At 65.6% G+C, this 15,906-nt stretch carries 12 protein-coding genes and 1 tRNA gene; 7 read left to right on the top strand and 6 right to left on the bottom strand.

The window, feature by feature from the left end; translation table 11 throughout:
* Nucleotides 1-30: 30 nt before the first annotated feature.
* Nucleotides 31-372 carry a protealysin inhibitor emfourin gene (locus FYJ92_RS12065; RefSeq protein WP_185260942.1) on the bottom strand — a complete coding sequence of 114 codons (342 nt, stop codon included), beginning with the start codon at nucleotides 370-372 and terminating at the stop codon, nucleotides 31-33.
* Nucleotides 373-432: 60 nt separating this feature from the next.
* A complete protein-coding gene (locus FYJ92_RS12060) occupies nucleotides 433-1,491 on the bottom strand; it encodes a M4 family metallopeptidase (RefSeq protein WP_185260941.1) in 1,059 nt (352 codons plus the stop codon).
* A gap of 337 nt (nucleotides 1,492-1,828) precedes the next feature.
* On the opposite strand from FYJ92_RS12060, the gene FYJ92_RS12055 reads away from it, so the two are divergent.
* The gene (locus tag FYJ92_RS12055; protein ID WP_185260940.1) at nucleotides 1,829-3,301 is read left to right on the top strand and encodes an HNH endonuclease signature motif containing protein; all 1,473 of its coding nucleotides are present in this window, start codon (nucleotides 1,829-1,831) and stop codon (nucleotides 3,299-3,301) included.
* A 277-nt stretch (nucleotides 3,302-3,578) separates the two neighbouring features.
* Here FYJ92_RS12055 and FYJ92_RS12050 read toward each other — a convergent pair.
* The 4 genes from FYJ92_RS12050 to FYJ92_RS12035 form a co-directional block, all read right to left on the bottom strand.
* Nucleotides 3,579-3,651: transfer RNA gene (locus FYJ92_RS12050), tRNA-Arg, on the bottom strand.
* 78 nt (nucleotides 3,652-3,729) lie between these two features.
* Nucleotides 3,730-5,289 carry a ferredoxin--NADP reductase gene (locus FYJ92_RS12045; RefSeq protein WP_185260939.1) on the bottom strand — a complete coding sequence of 520 codons (1,560 nt, stop codon included), beginning with the start codon at nucleotides 5,287-5,289 and terminating at the stop codon, nucleotides 3,730-3,732.
* On the bottom strand, nucleotides 5,286-6,152 hold the full coding sequence (locus FYJ92_RS12040) for an FAD:protein FMN transferase (protein ID WP_185260938.1): 867 nt from the start codon (nucleotides 6,150-6,152) through the stop codon (nucleotides 5,286-5,288). Before FYJ92_RS12040 ends, FYJ92_RS12045 begins: the two co-directional genes overlap by 4 nt.
* Before the next feature lie 3 nt (nucleotides 6,153-6,155).
* A complete protein-coding gene (locus FYJ92_RS12035; RefSeq protein WP_185260937.1) occupies nucleotides 6,156-6,620 on the bottom strand; it encodes a hypothetical protein in 465 nt (154 codons plus the stop codon).
* A 160-nt stretch (nucleotides 6,621-6,780) separates the two neighbouring features.
* Between FYJ92_RS12035 and argS the strand changes: the two genes are divergently transcribed.
* The 6 genes from argS (at nucleotide 6,781) to rho (ending at nucleotide 15,873) form a co-directional block, all read left to right on the top strand.
* Entirely contained in the window at nucleotides 6,781-8,430 is a 1,650-nt protein-coding gene (gene argS / locus FYJ92_RS12030) for an arginine--tRNA ligase (RefSeq protein WP_185260936.1), read from the top strand.
* A 5-nt stretch (nucleotides 8,431-8,435) separates the two neighbouring features.
* The gene (gene lysA / locus FYJ92_RS12025; RefSeq protein WP_185260935.1) at nucleotides 8,436-9,941 is read left to right on the top strand and encodes a diaminopimelate decarboxylase; all 1,506 of its coding nucleotides are present in this window, start codon (nucleotides 8,436-8,438) and stop codon (nucleotides 9,939-9,941) included.
* Nucleotides 9,934-11,250 carry a homoserine dehydrogenase gene (locus FYJ92_RS12020; protein WP_185260934.1) on the top strand — a complete coding sequence of 439 codons (1,317 nt, stop codon included), beginning with the start codon at nucleotides 9,934-9,936 and terminating at the stop codon, nucleotides 11,248-11,250. The genes lysA and FYJ92_RS12020 overlap by 8 nt, the downstream gene beginning before the upstream one ends.
* Nucleotides 11,251-12,357 carry a threonine synthase gene (gene thrC / locus FYJ92_RS12015; protein ID WP_185260933.1) on the top strand — a complete coding sequence of 369 codons (1,107 nt, stop codon included), beginning with the start codon at nucleotides 11,251-11,253 and terminating at the stop codon, nucleotides 12,355-12,357. It abuts the gene before it with no gap.
* A 2-nt stretch (nucleotides 12,358-12,359) separates the two neighbouring features.
* Nucleotides 12,360-13,334 (top strand): homoserine kinase, encoded by a 975-nt coding sequence (thrB, locus tag FYJ92_RS12010; RefSeq protein ID WP_185260932.1) that lies wholly within the window; start codon nucleotides 12,360-12,362, stop codon nucleotides 13,332-13,334.
* A gap of 298 nt (nucleotides 13,335-13,632) precedes the next feature.
* Entirely contained in the window at nucleotides 13,633-15,873 is a 2,241-nt protein-coding gene (rho, locus tag FYJ92_RS12005) for a transcription termination factor Rho (RefSeq protein WP_185260931.1), read from the top strand.
* The last annotated feature ends 33 nt before the right edge of the window (nucleotides 15,874-15,906 follow it).

Raw genomic sequence — 15,906 nt, 5'->3', positions numbered from 1 at the left:
CTGGAGAGGCTGCTAAGCCTTGGCGGCCCCTTAATCCGGGGCAGGCCCTTGCGGACCAGCGTTCTCCCCCGGTCCGGGGCCGTCCTCGGAAGCTGCCCGGGTGCTGTCCACCAGGACTCGCCATGGTCCTGTGACAGCCTGCTCGGGCAGCGCCGCGCGGCGCTGGCCCGCCCGGATCGAATAGATGAATCGGTCTGGCTGGTTGCCGAACACCTCAGCGGCCGCGGCACTGACCGTCTTGGGTACCGCGTCCCAAGGGCATGCCTCCACAATTGGTTGCCACTGGCTTTTGGCGCTCGGCGTCTGGGCGTGCACTGTCCATACTCGGGTCAGGGCCGCGATGCCGCCGCTGCGCTCCACACTGATCTTCATGGCCTCGGTCCTGGGCTTTCCTGCAACCTGGCCGCTGGCTCGCGGCGGGCAGGCGTTCAACTAAAGCTTGACCTTCACAGTTTCCCACGCCTGCCGCACGGCGTCATGCTCTGGCGAATCGCTGCCGAACAGGTCAACGGCGGATGCCGCCGTTGCCTTGGCGAATACGCGGAAAGTGGCGGTGGCAGGCAGCGAGCCGCCGGTCAGTGCGTTGTACCAGATCCGTCCCGGTGTCTCCCAGGCGTTGCCGCCAAGTGACTCCGCCGTGAGGTAGAAGGCCCGGTTGGGGATGCCGGAATTGATGTGGACGCCGCCGTTGTCGGCGCTTGTGCGCACGTACGAGTCCATCGAATCTGGCTGCGGATCCTTACCCAGTACGTCGTCGTCGTACGCTGTGCCCGGTGCCTTCAGGGAGCGGAGAGCCGATCCCTCAACCTGAGGTGTGAAGAGTCCCTCACCGATGAGCCAGCTGGCATCGCTCACGGTCTGGCTGTTCAGGTACTGTTCCACGAGCGCGCCGAAAACATCGGACATGGATTCGTTGAGGGCACCTGCTTGGTTGCGGTAAGCCAGCCCCGCCGAGTACTGGGTGATGCCGTGCGTCAGTTCGTGCCCGATGACGCTCAGCGACCGCGTGAATCGTTCGAAAACTTCCCCGTCCCCGTCACCGAAGACCATCTGCCGGCCGTCCCAAAAAGCATTGTCGTAGAGCCTGCCAAAGTGCACTGTGGCATCGAGCGGCAGGCCTTCGCTGTCGATGGAGTTACGGCCGAAGATGTCGGCAAACAGGCGGTGTGTGTGCCCAAGGCCGTCGTAGGCCTCATCAGCAGACTGATCGCCGAAAGCCGGTTCGCCTTCCTTGCGCACCAGCTTTCCCGGCAGGTTCTCGGAACCGCCGGCATCGTAGATGCTCCTGTTGGGCGGGCCGGTGCGGACCTGCCGCAGTGCCGGGGGAGCGGCCGGGACCGGCAGGGTACGGGCCGACTGGACGGACCGGACGTGGCTCAGCGCTTCCTTGGCCGCCCGCGCAGCCGCAGAAAACTGCGGCTCGTCCAAGCGAGCCAACCGCCGCAACAAATACGGCGGAATGATGGAACAGAATGTGGCTGGAACGTGCATGGCCTACCCCCTCGAGTTCGTTGAATCAGCCTACGAGGGGCCACCGACAATCCGATGAAGGCGCACGCAATCCAGCCCAAACGGACGGTTTGGGGCCCTGCTCGCCGACGCAGACCGCGCGAACGGACAGTTGGGGCCCAGGAGCTGGGGCCATCCTTCGCCTCCGAGCGCGAGCGGACAGTTGAGCCCTGGGAGCTGAGGCGCGGGAGTGTCCGTCGCGCCGAAAATGGCCGGGCTGATAGTCGCGATGGCTGCCGTCAAGGCCGTGGCCGCGGAGTTTTCCACATAGCCATTGAGCCTCGCGGTTATTGTCAGACCCTCACGGGATGATTTGAGTATGGATAGCAGAGCAGCTGTGGCGACGGCGGAGGCCCTTTCGGTGTCTTTCGGTGAGCTGGCTGTGGCGCTGCGGGGCGGGGCCGGTTCCCCCGGTTGCGGGGATGCTGATCCGTTGCGCCGGGTGGCGGATGGATTCCTGGACGGGCTGGCGGAGATCTCGCGGTTGGACGCGAAAAGTGCGGCCCTGAAGGTCTGGCTGGCTGCCGGTTATGCCGCCGCTGCCGAGGCCCTTGCGGGTCCGGCTGAGTCGCCGCAGGACCATGCCGGTCAGGAGATGGCCGCGATCGCGGAGGTCGCGTGCGTGCTGACGGTCAGCGAACGCTCCGCCGGTGCTCTGCTTTCTGAGGCGCACGCGCTGACCACGGCCCTGCCGTTGACGTTCTCGGCGTTGCAGGCCGGGCAGATTTCGTGGCAGCACGCGAGGATCATGGTCGACGAAACCACCAACCTCGACAGGCCGGGAGCGCAGGCGTTGGAGGCACATTTTCTGGACCCCCACGCGATGAATCCGGCATGTGGCCCGGCCGGTGAGCTCATCCCCGGCCGGTTCCGGCACAAGGCCCGCACCTGGCGGGAACGCCATCACCCGGTCAGCATCGAAAAACGCCACCTACGTGGTGTCCAGGACCGGCGGGTGGAGTATGCCCCGGACCGCGACGGCATGGCCTGGCTCTCCGCCTACCTCCCCGCCGTCCAGGCCGCGGGGATCTGGGACCGTACCACCACCGCAGCCCGGGCCTTCCAAAGCCCCCATGAAGACCGCACCCTCAGCCAACTCCGCGCCGACACCGCCGCGACCTGGCTCCTCGGCGCCAACACCACCGCCGCCGCCGGAACCGGTGATGAGGGTAGGGAAAACAGCGGCGACGCGACCGGCGAAACGAGCGGTATCGGCGACACGGGCCTGGTCGTGAGCGGCGGTGTTTCCTCGCCCCGGGCACAGGCCTTCATCACCGTGCCGGTGTTTGCGCTGCTGGGCCTCACGGATGAACCTGCCGTGCTCGACGGATACGGCCCGATCCCGCCGTCGATGGCCCGGCAACTGATCGCCGACGGCGCGGAGTCCTTCCCGCGGGTCCTGACCGATCCGCGGGACGGTGCACCCCTGGAGATCGGGCGGACCAGCTATCGGCTCACAAAAGCCCAACGCCAATGGCTCAGACTTCGCGACGGGAAGTGCCCGTTTCCCGGCTGCAGCAACCACTCTTTGGACAACGAAGCGGACCACATCCTCGCTTGGGCCCACGGCGGCGCCACCGGCATCTCAAATCTCGGCCAGCCCTGCCACAAACACCACAGACTCCGCCACACCACAGCCTGGACACCCACTGCGGCTACCAAGAATAACCCGCCCGGCTGGATCTCACCCGCCGGACGCCACTACACCAGCGAACGGCAGGACTGGGAACCACCCCACTGGCCACAACAACAGTCGGGAAAATGGTCAGCGCTGGCGCCCCGTGCAGATTGAGGAGTGCCCGAAGACGAAATTCCGGGCAGTATCGCGGGTCATGAATCCAGGGGCAGGGTCAGGCGAGGAGTCGGACGAGCCGACGTGCGGCTGTACACGTGTGGCCGATATCCGCGCGTGCAACTTCGCGTGGGCGTCAAGAGTCCGTTGGCGCTGGACGGTAGCGCCCCAGGTATCAGCAAGCGCCATGTTGGTAGGGCCTCAAGTGTCTGCTCGCGCCCGGCGGCGGAACGTAGAAAACCCCCGCCGCTTTTGCAAGCGGCGGGGGTTTCATTTGTGCCCTCGATTGGAATCGAACCAACGACCTTCTGCTCCGGAGGCAGACGCTCTATCCCCTGAGCTACGAGGGCAATTCAGGGATCCTGCCGTTGCCAGCGGGACGTCCTAGAGCTTAGCAGGAAGGTGCCTGCAAGGAAAAACGGCCGGCTTCAGTAGCCGGCAAATGAGTCAACATGCACCCGCCGAGCGCCGGCTTTCCGGGCTGCACGGCGCAGCGAAGCGACGCTCGCAGGGGACCCGGAGATGTAGACAGCGCGGTCGGCAATGTCGGGCACCAGGACCTTCAGGGAATCTCCGTCCAGCCGTCCAGCGGCGGCACCCCCGGACTCCAGCGTCCCGGCATCGGTGATGAACGACGGCGGGACGGAACCGTCCGCGAGGCGAGCCAGGATGCGCGCCCCGGACGCCTGCAGCTCGGCCGCATAGGCAATTTCCGCAGGATTGCGCGCCAGCAGAAGCAGCACCACGTCCCGGTCCTGGGCCGCGCCGGAAGACAGATGGGCAAGAAAAGGCGTGATTCCGATGCCCGCCGCGATCAGAAGGACGGGGGACCGAGGATCGCGGGGCAGGACAAAATCTCCGCCCACGGACGTGGCTGCCACCTCATCACCAGGCTTCAGGTCCAGCAGGACTTTCTTCGCCGCGGACAGGGGCTCCGCGGTCCGGACGCCAAACGTCACCGTCTCCGAACTGGGGGTACTGGTCAAACTGAACACCCGGCGTCGGCCTTTACCGTCTGACTTCGCGTGCGGCAGATCCAGTTCCATATACTGTCCCGGCACAAAGCGGACGGGCCGGGACGGTTCGAAGGCAAACTCCGTGGTGCTCGGCGTCAAAGGTCGGGAGCCAGTGAACCGGAGCCTGAGCCCGCCCCGCTGGCCCACGAGAAACGCCAGCAGGTTGCCGGTCAGTAGTGCCAGTTCCGGCGAGTTGGCGATGAAGCCGAAGTTGTAGGGGAGTGCGAAGAGTGCACCAACGACGGCAGCGAGTGCGAGCTGTTGCCAACGGCGTGGCGCGAGGGTGAGAGGCTCTGTCAGCATAAAGCCGACGAAGAACAGCAGCGGCCGTTGGGCGAGTACCTGCCAGAGTGCGCTGCCCAGGGTGAGCCCTGCCTGCAGCAGCTCAGCGCTCACAATCGCCGTGGCAACCACCAGGAACAAGGCCGCCATAAGCAACTTCCGTGTCCGGTATAGGACCAGGAGGACGCCCGGGACCAGCAGCCAGAGCATGGCGGGGGTCGCCGCCCACCATGTCGCGATGTTCAACCCGGTCAGCCCGGTCACAAACGCTCCGGCAGCGGCGGGGTTGAAAATGTGCCGGCCACGCCAGGCCACCGCGTATTTGGAGGCGGAGGCCAGCACACAAGCCAGGGCCACCCCCGCCATATCCAGGGGCACAAAGGAGGGCCAGAACAGGAAATACAGCAGCAGGCCGGTGATCAGCGACGACTCGGAATGCGGGCGGACGTGGAAAAGGGCGGCCAGCCCGCGGTTGGAAACATAGGTTAGGCCAAGGCACAGCGCCAGGTGGGCCAGCATCTGCGGGATGCCGAACGTCAACCAGCCAAGGGCATTCAGCAGAAGGCTGTACGCGGCAAGGGCAGCCAGTACCAGGAGGATCAGCCGGTACATCGTGTACTTGCCCAACAGGGCGTCCAGCCGGCCGGCGGTGAATACGGCGGTTGCCTTAGGGGCGTCAACGGGGCTCATGAGAACAGTGTCCCTTCAAATCCGGCTGAGTAGGCAGCACTGCCATCAGAAAAAACCGTCAGCCAGGAAAAATCGAATGTCTGTTCCAGCTCGCTGCCTGGGACAAAGAACAGGGCTGTGGCCAAAGCATCGGCAACCATGGTGCTTTCCGCCATGGTCCACGTGCCTACCGTGGTGCTGACGGGCAGCCCTGTGGTGCCATCGAGCACATGGTGCAGGCCGTCGCCCCATGCCCGTCGGTTTGAGGCTGAGGCGCACAAGGCGTTGCCTGCCAGCGACACAGTGCCGATGGCCCTCGCCGGATCGTACGGGTGCTCCAATGCCACGGACACCGGATCAGGCCCGCGGTGAAGCAGGTCGCCGCTGGCGTCAATCACGAAGGAATCCACGCCACAGTCGCGCAACTCAACAGCGAGAAGGTCCACCAACTGTCCTTTCCCAGCAGCACCGATATCCAGAACCAGGGGAGCGAAGGTGGTCAGAACCTGGCCGTTCCACGTCAGGACGTCCTCCCAGCAGGGTGCCGGAAGTGCGGACCCTACAGGCCGGAGGGAATATGCGGCGTCGTACCCGAGGCGCTCCAGGCTGCCGCCGATCAGGGGCGTCATCGCTCCGCCGGTGATGTCATACAGCGAGCGGTACAGCCGGCCAAGGTCGGCGGCTTCCGCCGGCAGCTCATACCGCCCCGGCTCGCGGGCCATGGCACTGACTGTCGAATCGGACCTAAACCGGGACCAGTCGCCGTCGTACCGCTCCACCAAGGCGAGCAGTCGGGCCCGGACACTGGCATCGAGCGGACGGGGCGTGGAGATTTCCCACCGGGTACCGATGCCGTCGAAGCGGAAGTCCTCCGGGTCCGGCACGGCCTACTGGGCCTCGGCTTTGATCTTGTCCAGGGCCTGGTTGAAGCCGCCGCTGGTGAGCGAGGACCCGGCCACTTTGGAGACCTTGAGTTCATCGATGCTCTTGCCCACAACCTGCGCCGCGATCCCGCCGGCGAATTCGCCCTGGAATTTCCGCGTATTCGGGTTCGAAGGGTGCTGGGTGATGTTGACGGCCGTGACCGTGCCGGAGGCGAGCGTCAGCTCCACCCCGACGGTTTCGGTGCCATTGGGGGACACATAGGTGCCGTCGGCACTGTAGGTGCCGTCTGCATAGTGCGAGCCGCTGCTGGCTGTCGTTGATGCTGGGCCGGAAGGGGCGGTGGATGCCCCGGAGGTGTTCTCGGATGTTGAGGCGGGTGTGGCCGACGGCGCGCAGCCCGCCACTGTTCCGGCGAGGGACAGGCCGGCGATGCCGACGAAAACACTCTTGCGGACTGACGGTCTCATATTGGGGCTCGTTTCGTGGGCTGGGTGCTTACGGTGTACTCAACGTCGGAACCAGCAAATTGGTTCACCCGCCGCACCAGCCGTGCGTCCGCTGTGAGGAAAAACAGTCACGCACCATGCCGAAATTCGTCCATGTGGCAGCCGCCGGTAGGCTAGAGGGGTGACTCCCGAAGAACTCTCCCTCGCCATATCCGCCTGCCTGAAAGACGCCGTCGCCGCTGGCGAGATCGCGCTTTCTGCATCAGCTGTCCCTGATGAGGTGCGCGTGGAGCGACCGAAGAACCGGGAGCACGGAGACTGGGCCACCAACATAGCCCTCCAGCTTGCCAAGCAGGCCGGCACCAACCCGCGTGAATTCGCAACCATCCTCAGCGCCCGGTTGAAGTCCATTGACGGCGTCTCTGCCGTCGATATCGCCGGCCCCGGTTTCCTGAACATCACGGTGGACGCGGCCGCAGCGGGTACCCTGGCGAAAGCAATTGTGGAAGCTGGCCGGGAATACGGCACCACCACCACGCTCGCCGGCCACGTGGTGAATATGGAGTTTGTATCGGCGAACCCCACCGGTCCGCTGCACATCGGCCACACCCGGTGGGCCGCCTTGGGCGACGCCATCGCCCGCGTTCTGCGTGCTTCAGGCGCGGAGGTCACCGCCGAGTACTACATCAATGACGCCGGTTCGCAGATGAATGTGTTTGCGAACTCTGTTTATTCCAGGCTGCACGGACTTCCGGTGCCGGAGGGCGGCTACCCGGGCCAGTACATTGCAGACCTCGGCCACGACGTCCTGAGCGCGCACCCCGATATCCGCGAGCTCACCGAGGTCGCCGCCCTCCCCGTCATCCGCGCTGCCGCCTACAAGGCCCAGCTGAAGGACATCAAGGACACGCTCGCCGATTTTGGTGTGGCCTTCGACGTCTACTTCTCGGAGCAGGAACTGCACGACGCCGGCGCGATCGAAAGTGCCGTGGCCCGCCTTCGCGAGCAGGGCCACGTGTTCGACGACGGCGGTGCGGTCTGGTTGCGCACCACCGACTTCGGCGACGACAAGGACCGCGTGATGATCCGCGCGAACGGCGAACCCACCTACTTCGCCGCTGACGCCGCGTACTACTTGTCCAAAAAGGACCGTGGCTTCACCGAGAAGATCTACCTCCTCGGCGCCGATCACCACGGCTACATCAACCGGCTTAAGGCCATCGCTGCCTGTGCCGGCGATGACCCCGACGTAAACATCGAGGTGCTGATCGGCCAGCTGGTGTCCGTCAACGGCGCCAAGCTGTCCAAACGGGCCGGTAACATCATCGAGCTCAAGGATCTCATCGACTGGCTGGGCAAGGACGCCGTGCGGTACTCCCTGGCCCGCTTCCCGGCGGACTCCCCGCTCACCCTGGATCCTGACCTGCTGAAGAAGCACAGCAACGAGAACCCGGTCTTCTACGTCCAGTACGCCCATGCGCGTACCCGCGGCGCGGCCCGCAATGCCGTGGCTGCAGGTGTGGACCGCAGCGCCTTCGAGGCCTCCCTACTGGACCATGCCACGGAAAACGAACTGCTCTCCTACCTGGGCAGCTACCCGTCCATCGTGGCCAAGGCCGCAGAACTGCGTGAGCCGCACCGCGTGGCCCGCCATCTTGAGGTCATCGCCGGCGCTTACCACCGCTGGTACGACGCCTGCCGCATCGCACCCATGGGTGACGAACCGGTGACCGATGTAAACCGAACGCGCCTGTGGCTGAACGACGCCACCAGTCAGGTGCTGGCCAACGGTTTGGACCTGCTGGGCGTATCCGCGCCGGAACGGATGTAAGACCCATGCCGGCACAGGAAATTTCAGCTCAGGGCAAGCCAGCGCAGGACACCACCACCGCATCCCCGCTGGCACCCGAATGGCTCGCCGTTCCCGCGGACCTGAACGCGCTCCACGAACCAATGTGGGCGCAGGATGTGCAGAAGAACGACGCCGGTGAGCTCGCCATCGATGGCATCGCTGTCAGCGAGCTCAAGGCACAATTTGGCACGCCGCTCTTTGTGATGAGTGAGACCGATTTCCGGGCCCGCGCCCGCTCCTTCAAGGACGCCTTTGACGCCGCGTTTGCTGACATCTGTGGGGGAGTGGACGTCTACTACGCGGGCAAGTCCTTCCTGTGCACCGCAGTAGCTGCCTGGGTGGCGGACGAGGGACTCCGGCTGGACACCTGTTCCGGCGGCGAGCTCGCTGTAGCCGCCCGGGCCGGCATCAAGGGCGAGAACCTGGGCCTGCACGGCAACAACAAATCCGACGCCGAGATCAACCGTGCGCTGGATATGAAGCTGGGCCGCATCGTGGTGGACAGCCTCGACGAACTGGACCGTGTGGCCAAGATCGCCTCGGGTCGCGGCGACATCGCCAAGGTCATGCTGCGCCTGACGCCGGGCGTGCACGCGCACACCCATGAGTTCATCGCCACCGCCCACGAGGACCAGAAGTTCGGCCTCTCCATGGCCGGGGATTCCACCGAGCAGGCCGGGCTGTCAGCCGCGGAGGAAGCCGTGGCGGCGGCCACAGGCTACGCCAGCATCGAACTGCTGGGCCTGCACTGCCACATCGGCTCGCAGATATTCGAGCCGGACGGCTTCGAGCTCGCGGCGCAGAAGCTGCTGCGTTTCCACGCGGCCATGCAGGAAAAGTACTCCATTGTTATGCCGGAGCTGGATCTTGGCGGCGGCTACGGCATTGCCTACACCCCGGTGGACACTCCCCGCCCCGCAGCCGAGATCGCGAAGGCGATGGCCGCCGTCGTGCGTTCCACGTGTGCCGAGCTGGGGATCACGTCACCCCGGATTTCCATCGAACCCGGACGTGCGATTGTTGGCAGCACTACCTTCACGTTGTACGAGGTGGGCACCCTGAAAACCGTGCGGGTGGATGCCCCGGCCGGGGACGCAGGGCAGGAGAACGTTACGCATCCCCGCCGGTATGTGTCAGTGGACGGCGGCATGAGCGATAACGCCCGCCCGGTGCTCTACGACGCGGATTATTCGGCGATTCTGGCCTCGCGCACGTCGGCCGCGGCCCCGCAACTGTCCCGCGTGGTGGGCAAACATTGCGAGAGCGGCGACATAGTTGTTAGAGATGTATATCTGCCCGAGGACGTGGCAGCCGGTGATCTGCTTGCTGTACCGGGGACCGGCGCCTACTGCTGGGCCCTGTCAAGCAACTACAACTATCTGGCCCGGCCGGGCGTTGTCGCGGTGCGCGGCGGATCTGCCCGGCTGATTGTCCGCGGGGAAACCGAAGAAGATCTGCTTAACCGCGACATGGGAGTGCCGAATGACTGAATTGCGAACCCTGAAAGTAGCCCTCCTGGGCTGTGGCAACGTTGGGGCCCAGGTCGCGCGGATTCTCATTGAGGACGCAGACGCCCTCGCCGCCCGTTCCGGGGCGCGCCTGCAGCTCAGCGGGATCGCGGTGCGCAACGTCAATGCCAAGCGCGATGTGGACCTGCCGCAGGATCTCTTCACCACCGACGCCGACACCCTGGTCAAGGACGCCGACCTGGTGATCGAGCTGATGGGCGGGATCGAGCCTGCCCGCACGCTGATTCTCTCCGCGCTGCGCAACGGTGCCTGCGTTGTCACCGGCAACAAGGCTCTGCTCGCCCAGGACGGCCCCACCCTCTACGAAGAGGCCGACAAGGCCGGCGTGCAGCTGTCCTACGAAGCCGCCGTGGCCGGTGCCATCCCCATCCTGCGCCCCATCCGGGACAGCCTGGCCGGTGACCGCATCACCCGGGTGCTGGGCATTGTCAATGGCACCACTAACTTCATCCTGGACCAGATGGACTCAACCGGCGCCCAGTTCGCGGACGCCCTCGCCGAAGCCCAGCGCCTCGGTTACGCGGAAGCAGACCCCACCGCCGACGTCGAAGGCCAGGATGCCGCAGCCAAGGCCGCCATCCTGGCCTCGCTGTCTTTCCACACACGCTTCGCCCTGGAGAACGTCCACTGCGAGGGCATCACCTCCGTCAGCGCCGCCGACATCGCCGCGGCCAAGGACGCCGGTTTTGTCATCAAACTGCTGGCCATCGCCGAAAAGCTCACCGATGCCGACGGCGGAGAAGGCGTCTCCGTGCGCGTGCACCCCACGCTGCTGCCGCGCGAGCACCCGCTGGCCGCCGTCCGTGGCGCGTTCAACGCGGTCTTTATTGAGGCGGAAAACGCCGGCGAGCTGATGTTCTACGGCCAGGGTGCCGGCGGAACTCCGACGGCATCTGCCGTGCTGGGTGACCTCGTTTCGGCCGCCCGCCGCATTGTGCTGGGTGGTCCCGGCCGCACGGAGACCACCACGGGCCACGTCCCCGCGCTGCCCATCGACGCGGTCATGACCAGCTACTACATCGGCCTGGATGTGGCTGACCAGCCCGGCGTGCTGGCCCGGATCGCTCAGCTCTTTGCGGAGCATGGCGTGTCCATCGAAATCATGCGGCAGACCATCCACCGGGACGCAGAGTCCAACGTGGAGTCGGCCGAATTGCGGATCGTTACGCACCGCGCATCAGAGGCTGCCCTCGCAGCCACCGTCGAGGCCGTCAAAGGCCTGGACGTCATCAATTCAGTAACATCCGTTCTGCGGGTAGAAGGAGTCTAAGTGGCTCACCAATGGCGCGGCGTTATCCGCGAATACGCTGACCGGCTGCCTGTCACGGAGTCCACCCGGGTCATCACGCTGGGCGAGGGCGGCACTCCGCTGGTCCACGCGCAGAAGCTTTCCGAGCTCACGGGTTCCACCGTGTACCTGAAGGTCGAGGGGATGAACCCCACCGGTTCCTTCAAGGACCGCGGCATGACCATGGCCATGACGGCCGCTGTTGCGTCCGGTGCAAAGGCAGTCGTGTGCGCGTCCACCGGCAACACCTCAGCTTCTGCAGCGGCGTACGCCACGGCAGCGGGACTGAAATGCGCGGTGCTGGTCCCCGAAGGCAAGATCTCCATGGGCAAGCTGAGCCAGGCCATCGCGCACGGCGCCACGCTGCTCCAGGTGGACGGCAACTTCGATAACTGCCTGGACATTGCACGGAAGCTGGGGGAGTCCTACCCGGTGTTCCTGGTCAACTCCGTCAACCCGGCCCGCATCCAGGGCCAGAAGACGGGCGCGTTTGAGATTGTCGATTCGCTCGGCGATGCTCCGGACATCCACGTCCTGCCCGTCGGCAACGCCGGCAACATCACCGCGTACTGGAAGGGCTACAAGGAATACTCGGCGCCGTTCGAATCCGAAACAGCCGGTACCCTGCCCGCCGTGTCCACTAAAACCCCCCAGATGTGGGGCTTCCAGGCAGCCGGCGCGGCACCGTTCGTCGCGGGGCACCCCATCACGGAGCCGGACACCATTGCCACGGCCATCCGGATCGGCAACCCGGCATCCTGGGACGGTGCCATCGCGGCCCGCGACGAGTCCGGCGGATTCATCGATGCCGTGACTGATGAGCAGATCCTGGATGCCCACCGCTGGCTGTCCGCCCGCGAAGGCGTTTTTGTGGAGCCCGGCTCTGCCGCCGGGGTGGCCGGCCTGCTCAAGAAGCACGCCGCCGGTGAAGTTCCTGCCGGCAAGACGATCGTCATCACCGTTACCGGCCACGGCCTCAAGGACCCCCAGTGGGCCCTCCGGACCGAGGACGGCAGCGAAGTGCAGCCCGTCAAGGTCTCCAACGACGTCGTGACCGTCGCAGCTGAACTGGGACTGGAAGAAAAGTAGCCTTGGAAACCACCTCGACCACCGCCGTTGACCTGCCCGTCATCGAGGCAGGACAGCGTGTCACCGTCAGGGTCCCGGCCACCAGTGCCAATCTTGGACCGGGTTACGACAGCCTGGGCCTCGCCCTGGCGTTGCACGACACCCTGACGGTGGAAAGCCTCGAAACCGCTGAGCTCCTGTTCGAGCTCAGCGGCGAGGGGGCGGACAGCCTGCCGCGCGACGCCAGCCACCTCGTGGTCCGGGCCATGGAGGCCGCCTTTTTCCGGCTTGGTTACCGCCACGGCGGACTCAGGATCACGGCGACGAACGTCAACCCCCACGGCCGCGGCCTGGGATCATCGGCATCGGCCGTGGTGGCGGCCGTCTCGGCTGCCAACGCCATGGTGCCAGAAGCGGCGCGTCGCGGGCGGGACTGGATCCTGCAGCTGACCAGCGAGATGGAAGGCCATCCGGACAACGTCGCGCCCGCGATTTTCGGCGGACTGGCGCTGTCATGGCAGGACGGTGAGCAGTACAGGAGCACATGCGCCACCGTTGTTGGTTCGGTCGTCCCCATCGTGGCTGTCCCGGATTTTGAACTGTCCACCGAGGCCGCGCGCGCCCTGCTGCCGGCGTCTGTGGGACATCATGCCGCGGCCATGAACTCCGGCCGGGCTGCGCTGCTGATCCATGCACTGACCCGGAAGCCCGAGTTTCTGCACGCCGGCACCGAGGATTACCTTCACCAGAGCTACCGCGCCGAGGCAATGCGCCCCAGTGCGGCCCTGATCAGGGCACTGCGCAACGCCGGCCACGCGGCAGTGGTGTCGGGTGCCGGGCCTACAGTCCTGGTTCTCGCGGACGGCGACGCCGACGCCGCCGAGGTGCTTGGGTTTATTGAGTCCTTTACTGAGGCGAACACGCCGGGCATCGGCTGGCGCGTCCTGAAGCTGGCAGTGGACGTCGAAGGTGCTAAGGTGGACTTGCACCGGCGGTAATCCCGCCTATCTGATCGGCAACTGCATTCAGTTGTTAGTGATCTCCTACTGCGAAATATTTTCCGGTGCCGCCTGCTTGGTCTGTCGCAGGAATCTGCAGCTGAATTGTCTGCCCCTGAACCGTCAGTCCGGCGCCCCGCCATTAATCGGTGCGTGAGGTGAATCAGTATCCGGCCCTGCTGGCCGAAATCCAACCGGCAAGACCGAAAATGTCGGCTGCAGATCTGAACTGCAGCCCAGATCAAAATCATCGCGTCCAGCTCCCAGTCTGGACGCCGTCGAGGGGGAAGGATCCTTCGTGACCGAAACCACTGAGCTGTCTTCAGCTGTGGAACCATCAACTTCTGCTGCCGGATCGTCAACGGCCGCACCCGCCAAGAGCAGTGGCCTCGCCGGCCTTAAGCTCGCCCAGCTGCAGGCACTTGCCAGCCAGCTGGGGATTTCCGGTGGATCCCGCATGCGTAAGGGGGATCTGGTGACCGCCATTTCCGCCCATCGTGCAGGCACGTCAGCCAGCAAGGCTCCGGCCAAGGCTGCCGAAAAGGCGACCGAAAACCACGTGGCGCCGGCCGCCGCCGCACCGGTGGCTGCCGCAAGCGAAACCTCGGGGGCTCCGGCCGCTGAGGGGACCCGTGCACGTGGCCGTGGACGCAGCCGCCGCGCTGTCAGCGACGGAGTAGTTACGGCACCCGCCGCGGCAGCTGCCGTCGAAGCTCCGGCCGCTGCACCCGCTGAGGCTCCGGCGTCGGCGCCCGTCGAGGCCGCCGCTGAAGGGGAACGCCGCCAGCCGCGTACCCGCAACCGCCGCCGCGGCGATGCGGCAGGCACGTCAACGCAGGCAGAAGAAACTGAGGCTCCGGCCGAGCAGCCCGCCGCTGAACAGCGCCAGGCTGATCGCACCGAAACGCAGCGTGCCGATTCCCAGGCTACCGAAGCAGGCGACGTCCAGCGTGCTGAACGCCGTGAGAGCGGCCGCACCCGTGGCGCCCGTGACACCGCAGCCCGGGACACCACCGCCCGTGAAACCTCTGCCCGCGAGAGCACGTCTCGTGACACCAGCGCCCGCGAGACCACCGATGGTGGCCGCGACAACGCAGGCAGCCGCGACGCCGGCCAGCGTGATGGTGCCCGCCGCGATGACAACCGCGATAACACCCGCGACAACGCTCGCGATGGCGACGACGCTGACGGCGGAAGCCGCCGGAACCGCCGCAACCGCAGGGACCGGAACGATCGCAATGACCGCTCCGGTGGCGGCCAGGACAGCCGGGACAACTCCCGCAACGACCGTAACGACCGTTTCCGCGACCGGAACGACCGCCGTCGGGGACGCACCCAGGGACCGGACGTCGACGACGTCGAGGTCACTGAGGACGACGTCTTGCTGCCCGTCGCCGGCATCCTGGACGTGCTGGAGAACTACGCGTTCATCCGCACGTCCGGCTACCTGCCGGGCCCGAACGACGTCTACGTCTCGCTGGCGCAGGTCAAGAAATACAACTTGCGCAAGGGCGACGCCTGCGTCGGTGCCATTCGTGCTCCGCGCGAAGGCGAAGACCGGAGCCAGCAGACCGCACGCCAGAAGTTCAACGCCCTGGTCCGTGTCACGTCCGTCAACGGAAAGACGCCGGAAGAGCTCAAGGACCGCGTCGAATTCGCCAAGCTGGTTCCGCTGTACCCGTCCGAGCGCCTGCGCCTCGAGACGGATCCCAAGAAGATCGGCCCCCGCGTCATCGACCTGGTTGCCCCGATCGGCAAGGGCCAGCGCGGTCTGATCGTCTCCCCGCCGAAGGCCGGCAAGACGCTCATCCTGCAGTCCATCGCCAACGCCATCACCATCAATAATCCTGAAGTCCACCTCATGATGGTGCTCGTTGACGAGCGTCCCGAAGAAGTCACGGACATGCAGCGCACGGTCAAGGGTGAGGTCATTGCTTCTACCTTCGACCGTCCCGCCGATGACCACACCACCGTTGCCGAGCTCTCCATCGAACGCGCCAAGCGCCTCGTGGAAATGGGCATGGACGTGGTGGTCCTCCTGGACTCCATGACCCGCCTGGGCCGCGCCTACAACCTGGCAGCACCGGCCTCCGGCCGAATCCTGTCCGGTGGTGTCGACTCCGCCGCGCTGTACCCGCCGAAGCGTTTCTTCGGTGCAGCCCGCAACATCGAAAACGGCGGCTCGCTGACCATCCTGGCAACCGCTCTCGTGGAGACCGGTTCCAAGATGGACGAGGTCATCTTCGAAGAGTTCAAGGGCACCGGCAACATGGAGCTCCGCCTTTCCCGCCAGCTGGCGGACAAGCGCATCTTCCCGGCTGTGGATGTCAACGCGTCCGGCACACGCCGCGAAGAGAACCTGCTTTCCCCCGAGGAAGTCAAGATCATGTGGAAGCTGCGCCGCGTCCTTTCCGGACTCGAAACGCAGCAGAGCCTTGAACTGCTGACCAACAAGATCCGGGAGACCGGGAGCAACGTCGAGTTCCTCATGCAGGTCCAGAAGACAACGCTTGGTGCGAAGTCGGATAACGACAAGTAGCTGCGCTCACCGCTCAAAATATGCCGGCCTGGT

This window comes from Pseudarthrobacter sp. NBSH8 (assembly GCF_014217545.1).
Taxonomy (GTDB): Bacteria; Actinomycetota; Actinomycetes; order Actinomycetales; family Micrococcaceae; genus Arthrobacter.
This window is presented reverse-complemented; position numbering and strand designations above follow the sequence as displayed.

Coding starts and splice junctions, on each gene's coding strand:
- FYJ92_RS12065 (WP_185260942.1), bottom strand. CDS start 372: ATGAAGATCAGTGTGGAGCGCAGCGGCGGCATCGCGGCCCTGACCCGA.
- FYJ92_RS12060 (WP_185260941.1), bottom strand. CDS start 1,491: ATGCACGTTCCAGCCACATTCTGTTCCATCATTCCGCCGTATTTGTTG.
- FYJ92_RS12055 (WP_185260940.1), top strand. CDS start 1,829: ATGGATAGCAGAGCAGCTGTGGCGACGGCGGAGGCCCTTTCGGTGTCT.
- FYJ92_RS12045 (WP_185260939.1), bottom strand. CDS start 5,289: ATGAGCCCCGTTGACGCCCCTAAGGCAACCGCCGTATTCACCGCCGGC.
- FYJ92_RS12035 (WP_185260937.1), bottom strand. CDS start 6,620: ATGAGACCGTCAGTCCGCAAGAGTGTTTTCGTCGGCATCGCCGGCCTG.
- lysA (WP_185260935.1), top strand. CDS start 8,436: ATGCCGGCACAGGAAATTTCAGCTCAGGGCAAGCCAGCGCAGGACACC.
- FYJ92_RS12020 (WP_185260934.1), top strand. CDS start 9,934: ATGACTGAATTGCGAACCCTGAAAGTAGCCCTCCTGGGCTGTGGCAAC.